Annotated in this window: 4 protein-coding genes; 1 reads left to right on the top strand and 3 read right to left on the bottom strand. The window is 58.3% G+C overall.

Annotation, left to right across the window (positions count from 1 at the left end):
• Positions 1-156 precede the first annotated feature (156 nt).
• Together E4V01_RS24975 and E4V01_RS24970 are read right to left on the bottom strand one after the other, a co-directional pair.
• The gene (locus E4V01_RS24975) at positions 157-960 is read right to left on the bottom strand and encodes an ABC transporter permease (protein WP_060768526.1); all 804 of its coding nucleotides are present in this window, start codon (positions 958-960) and stop codon (positions 157-159) included.
• A 182-nt stretch (positions 961-1,142) separates the two neighbouring features.
• Positions 1,143-4,091: a glycosyltransferase gene (locus E4V01_RS24970; protein WP_060768527.1), complete on the bottom strand. Its 2,949-nt coding sequence runs from the start codon at positions 4,089-4,091 to the stop codon at positions 1,143-1,145.
• A 139-nt stretch (positions 4,092-4,230) separates the two neighbouring features.
• Here E4V01_RS24970 and E4V01_RS24965 point away from each other — a divergent pair, with 139 nt between their 5' ends.
• Positions 4,231-5,352: an FkbM family methyltransferase gene (locus E4V01_RS24965; RefSeq protein ID WP_153227062.1), complete on the top strand. Its 1,122-nt coding sequence runs from the start codon at positions 4,231-4,233 to the stop codon at positions 5,350-5,352.
• Between the two features lie 277 nt (positions 5,353-5,629).
• On the opposite strand, the gene E4V01_RS24960 is transcribed toward E4V01_RS24965, so the two are convergent.
• The gene (locus E4V01_RS24960; RefSeq protein WP_305847220.1) at positions 5,630-6,448 is read right to left on the bottom strand and encodes a thermonuclease family protein; all 819 of its coding nucleotides are present in this window, start codon (positions 6,446-6,448) and stop codon (positions 5,630-5,632) included.
• Between the last annotated feature and the right edge of the window lie 92 nt (positions 6,449-6,540).

Raw genomic sequence — 6,540 nt, 5'->3', positions numbered from 1 at the left:
GTAGCCCGCGCCGCCCGTGACCAGAACCGCCATCGTCCACCCCCTCGGCCTTGCAGGCTTTTAACGCCGCCTGTGTCTCGGCTCGCTGTAGGGCCTATTGCGTTCAAGTCAATTCGTCGGGCGCAAGGCATGTGCGAGACCGACGAGTTCGAGGCATTACTGCTGCGATCGAACTACGTAGCGCTCCATGAGAAGTCCGATGACCAAACTACCAAAGATCCACCCAAAAATATAGACGTAATCAATTTGAACAGGCAGGGACGGATCGTAACCTAATCTTACCCATTCTATTATTTGGGTAACCGGGTTCCATTTCATCCAACTATATATTTCATCCGGCATATAACATGCCAGAAAGTAAACGCCACTTGTAAGGTATAGCAACAATGTGACTAGGATATAACCCAATGCCCACCCAGGAAAAACAGAACATATCCCTACGTTGATTGTTCCGATCCCTATTCCAAGGAAAATGGCGGCCAAGTACCCAGTCATTGCGCAAAACATATCGGTTGGCACGGGGTCAGCGCCAAAACAATAAAGTACGATTAAGATCAAAATAACGCCCATGAAGCTGCTGACAGTTTCAACCAAGCAGCGGGCGACTACAGTATCGAAACCTTTGACTTGAGGAAAATAGGTCAAAGGCTTGTGAATCAAATATCCTTTCATGACCTCACGCGAAATGTACTGAAATCCGAGTGCGGGCAACGCACCTGTAGCAACGAACAGCATGGCGCTGTCTGTCATGGGCGGCTTCAGGCCGCGATATGTCATTGCTCCTACGATGATCCCGAGGTGCACACACGGCCAGAGCACCTGCACCAAGTAGCCCCAGTAGGTTCCGCCGAAGCGACTGCGCATATCGCGCAGCATCAAAGCGCTGAGGACGCGGAGATAGACGTCGAGGCGGCTCGGCGGTTGCAATTGACGCGCGGGCGGTTCAATTTGTGCGGCCATGGCATCCGTCGCTGAGAACGATATCTCCGGCCCATGCCCGAAAATCTAGACGGAATCGAGGTGGGAACGCTCAGGGCGTTCCCGATATGCAGCCCCGTGAAAGCGGTCACGGGACGTGCTGCCCTTGTGCCGCTCCCTAGTCGCTCAGACGGGATAGGCTTCGGGGCAAGTGCCCGTGGCCATTATGCGGCTGCTGCCCTTGCTTCGTACATCTGAACAAGTCCCTTCAGATGGTTGATTTGCTCAACATGCACATAAATCTCTGGATCAGCTTCGAGCGTCGCTATGACTTTCTCAAGAGAAGTCTTCTGCTTGGCTGGATCGTGAGCGATAGTGCCGCCCGTTATGTGAACTACGCTCAGCGGCATAGCAATGCCGAGAAGTTCGGTCGCTTTGGTAATCCTAATCCATAGCAGGAAGTCTTCGCAGCCGTGGGCGTTTTCCGGGAACATGAAGTTCGGCCGGATGAATGATGTCTGCGCCATGACGGTAGGCATCGCGATCGGGCAGTTGGCGATGATGCCCGGAAACACGTTGCCGGTGCAGGTTCCAGAATCGAACACCATCGACGCCAAAGTGCCATCAACGCACAAGCCAAGATACGACGTGTGCGAGATGCGAGCCCGTTTTGATTGCATTGCCGCAAGCTGGTGCCGGACTTTGTATGGAAGGAACAGATCGTCGGCATCGAGGAAGGAAATATAATCGCCCGTGGCCTTGTTGATCCCGTAATTGCGCGCCTCTCCAGCCCCGCGCCGGTTCTGACAATAAAGAAATACCCTGTAGCCCATCTCAGGCATGAGGCGGATCTCGGACATGTCTTGGTCGGGCTCGTCGTAGACGACGATGACTTCGATGTTCCGGTGAGTTTGGGACAGCGCCGAATAGATGGCGCCTTTTAGTTGATGTATCCCGCGGTAGAACGGGATGATGACCGACACCTTCACCCGATCAAGGGCTTGCTCGGCCCGCTTGACGGCTTCCGCCGCGGCGCCGTGCGCCCCAGCCTCTCTGAGGAAGCCGGCCTGAGCGGCGTAGAAGCCATATTCGCTTCCATCCATCGCGATCATGTCCGAGGTTGACACGCGATCAAGAAGCCTCAGCCAGAGCGCGTCGGCCTCCTGTGTGAAGTCGGCTCGCTTGGAGCCTTGCGCGTCGTGCCAGCGCGATTGGATCAGCGCTTCCGCCATATGGACGAATTTGTACTTTCCGAGGGAGCGGCCCCACAGGTCGTAGTCCTGCGTGTAGGGCAGCGCCTCGTTGAACTTCCCGACTTCCCGGAAAAAGTCCCGCGGAATGAGGACGCTGCAGCCGTGGATCAGCCCACGCATCAGCGCATTTGTGGACGGCTTCCCGGCCATGCGCTGCTCATGCGACACGGTCGTGATCAAGGCCCCCGAGGCGTCAATCAGATCGTAGTCGGAGATCAGGACGGTCCGCTGCTCGAGCGTGTCCAGTTCAAGGAAGCGCTCCACCTGACGGGAAAGCTTGTGCGGGTGAAAGCGGTCGTCGTGGCTAAGCCAGCAGAAGAAGTGGCCGGACATGGCGTTGATGCCGGCGTTGAGGGCCGAAGCAACCCCGCCGTTGGCCTTGCGGATCGATACGACGCGCGGATCGGATGCGTACTTCGCCACAAGCGAGGGCGTGTCATCCGTCGAGCCGTCGTCAACGACGATCACCTCGAAGTTCGGATAGTCCTGCGCGAGGGCACTCTGTATGGCGTCCTCGAAGAAGTTGACGCCGTTATAGACTGGCAGGACGATGGACACCTTCGGAATGGTCGTGTCGGTCGCCACGTAGGGGTAGACGCCGTAGTTGGCCAGCATTTCGATCTGGTGGTCCGTGAGAACCGGAGCGAATTGCCTCGGCACCACCTTCTTCATCCGCAACCGCATATCGCCGGCGAGACGATCGGCCTCCTTCACTCGAGCGCTCAAGCGCTCGGTGCGCGCCCCGTAGATGCGCCCCATGAAGTCCGTGCGCGGCTCTCTGAAGGCGTTCGCGCGGAGTTCGGCGCGCAGGTGCCTAGCGCGCTCTTCGAAGTTCTGAAGCAGATCGGTGAGCGATCGGGCCGCGGCATCGAGGTCGTCCGGATCCATCGACGGAGGGGCAATCTGCGGGAAGTTGTCCTTCAGAAAGCCGTTCGCTCCAGCCTTGATGGACAAGAGGATGGGGCAACCGTGGCGTAGCGCCTCAAGGGCGACATAGTTGAACGCGTCAGTTCTCGACGGCACTACAATGACCGTACGTCCGCCATAGACTCGGTCGCGCAGCTCCTCGTCGCTGATGCGGCCGACATAGGAGGCTTCGACACCGCGCTCCTTCGCTAGGTCAATGACCTTGTCGGACCACCTAGCGGTCGGGTTCCAGTCGTTGTCCGGGCCGGCCAGAAAGCAGCCTGAGTACAGGTGCTTCGGCAGCTTCGAGACGATCTCGATGAACAGGTCGGGCCCCTTAGCACCGTCCAAGCGACCAACGTACCAGAGCGCCGGCGGGCCACTTCCAGGCGGCACGGCTGCCGGCGCCGGGATGCTCTCGATCGTGTCCTGCATGTCGAGGACTTCGACCGGCAGACCAGTGCTTGGGCTGGTCTCCTGCTCCAAATTGGAAATCACGTAGCGAATGTCGGCGATCTCGGCCCCGGCGATTTCCTCGCGCTCGTAAGCGTCGGCAACCTCGCTGAGATCGTCGTAAGAACTCCGGCAGGTCGTGCTCTGCCAGCCGAGCATCGACAGGACGACGCGATCCACCTGCACGTCGAAGGCCGAGAGCACGGGGCGGGCGGCAAAGCCGATCGGGTAGAACGCGGGGATGTCGAGAACGTCGAAGTGCTGCCCTCGCAGTGCCGCAGCGACGCCGGCCCACTGGGCTCCGAACTCTCGGCGGACCCAATTGCCGTCCTCGTCAAAAAGTTTTCTGTAGGTGTCAGTCAGATCGGGAGTATTGAAAAGAAAAGGCTCCGCATTCCACGGAAGTTCCCGCTTTCTTTTCCTGTCAAAATCCGGCCCTTTCGATGGATAATAGAACACCATGCTTGGGTTGCGCTCGATCACTCTCCGGTAGAATGTCTGCCCCCCACCGACCGCCGTGAAAAAATCAAAGTCCGCAATGAGGACGCGCTTGGGGCGCATATGCCGATCCGCCGACTGAGAGGCCAAGAGATATGGGGCGGGTAATTGGCATTGGAGGTAGCAGGCGGTCAATGGCAGAGCACGACGAACGACAGGCCGTAACCGCGCGAAATAATCAAGCGTTGCTGCAAGCGCCGCATTGCCTGCGGCTGTTTCTCAGATATTCTTATATGAAATTTTTTTGCCGGCGGAGCTGAAATTGGCGGGTCTTGTTGAAAATTCCGATGAGGTTGGCGTATTTAGAGATCTCGTTTGCCGGGGCTTAATCGAGGCGTTAAAGAGGCGCGCCAAAAATAATGTCGACCGAAATTATCCTCCGATTGGAGCAATCGCATCCCAGAATGATTTTGATGAAATACGCTCAAAGTTCCTGGCATTCGTGACTTCAAATTGGGATGGTCTCGCAAGGACCTATAACGCCTTAGAAGACGCGGGATCAAAGGAACTGTTTATCAGCCTTATATTATTCAAGTCTCTCGGTCATACTTACGTCAGACTTCCTAGCAACACCGCGTCTTATTGGAGCGCTAGAGCATCTTCTGATGCGATGCCGGCCGATCCGTCAGAGTTTACAGCGGGGGCGTGCGGGTACGAAATTGAACGCTTTTCCATTCCCAGCAGCGGGCGGGAACTGAGTATTGAGTGCCTGCGGGCCAATATATTCTTCACATTCAAGATGCGTCAGTATTATTATGAGCGCAGTGAAATTTCGGTAAGACCGGAAGCTGGAGATTACGTCGTCGATGCCGGCGCTTGCTTTGGGGACACTGCCATCGATTTCGCCGAAACCGTTGGGCATGATGGTCGGGTGTTCTCTTTTGATCCGCTGGAGAGGCATCATCGCATTATTGAGGCCAACATAGCCCGCAACGAGATCACAAATATCGTTCTATTCCCAAGTGGTCTGGGTAAAACCGACCAGCCTGGATCGCTAGTCTCAGAGCGGGTAGATCCGGGCTTCGCCGACCTAAGTTCTGTGCCCATGCGATCTCTCGACAGCCTTGTCTCTGAGGGCACGGTCGAGCGCGTCGATTTCATCAAGATGGACATTGAGGGCCATGAGATGGAAGCCCTTCGCGGCGCGGAGGCAGCGATCCGTAAGTTTCGTCCGAAGCTTGCTATTTCAGTTTATCACCGTCCGCAGGATTATATCGAGATACCCGACTATATTAGGACTATCGACCCAAGCTATCGGCTCTTCTTAGAGAACTACACAATTAGCGACGGTGAGACAATCTTGTACTGCATAGCGGCGCCTTGATGCACCGCACGTAATTCTTCGCTTGGCCCGACCGAAGTCGGGCTTTTTCGTTTCAGTTCCCGCGCACCGCTGCGAGCATCCGCTTCCGCACCTCGGCCATGCGGGTGTCGTCGCTGGCGCCTGTCGCCATGGCCTCACGCCCGACAGCCTCGTAGATCTCCCGCACGGTCGCCTCGTGCGGGCCGAGACCGTGGACGAGGCTGAGCAGGCTGCCGTTACCGGAAGTCTGGCGGGAAGGAGGCCACGAACCAAGCCACGGCCTGCCAGCAGCCGTAGATCAGCACACAAACGAGCAAGCCGTAGATCGCGAGCCTGAGACCGAGCGCGTCATCACGCTGATGGGGCCGCTCAGGCCGCGGTCCGCCGTTGCCTCCAACACTGTTCGCCCGCGCGGCGCCCGCCAGCCTGCCGCCTTTGCCTCTTCCTCTGAGCAGAAAATGCGCTCGCCTAAAGCCTCATTGATCTGAGTGCGCTCATAATCGCGCGTGCCCGGCAGGTGGTAGATCCGATCGCCTTTGCGCGAGATGTTGCCCTTGATGGCGCAGGTGCCGGTAGCGGCCGTTGGTGGCGCTTTCGGCGCGGGGATCGGACCGTCGGGCCCGCCGGGTACGGCCATACCCATGTCCGGCACCCGCTCGCCCTTCCGCCAATCCCATGGCGGGGTGAACTGGCCCGCCCAGATCCCGCGCTTCGCCCTTTTCGCTGCATCCTCCTGCGCGACATAGGCGGTCGAGTAGCGACGGTAGGCCATGCCGAGACCCTCCTCGACCAGCCAGCCCTTGAGGTCGAGAGCGCCGAGGCGGCAGACCGCGACGGTGCGGCCATACCGGTCCTTTTCGATCGCCTTGCAGGCGACGTTACCCTGGCCGATCTTGTTGGAGAGGGCGAGCGCCGCCTTCCGACCGCAGGTGTAGTCCTTGCCAGCCGCGTCGCCGCAGACCTGGGCGCTTTCGGGCGTATCGACGCCCTGCAACCGAAAGCGTTGCCCCCGGATCTCGAGAGTGTCGCCATCAATCACGGAGGCACGTCCGGTAGTGGTCTCGGCCATCGCAGGCGAGGCGGCGAGCATTGCCGCCGCCAGCAAGAAACGCATCATCGGCGGCAAACCTGCTTCGAGGCGCTGATCGATCCGTCGTTGCAGAAGTACTTGTCGCCTTGGCAGGCTTTGATGCCGCCCTTGCCTTTAAC

It is taken from the genome of Methylorubrum sp. Q1, assembly GCF_004683995.1.
Lineage (GTDB): Bacteria > Pseudomonadota > Alphaproteobacteria > Rhizobiales > Beijerinckiaceae > Methylobacterium.
This window is presented reverse-complemented; position numbering and strand designations above follow the sequence as displayed.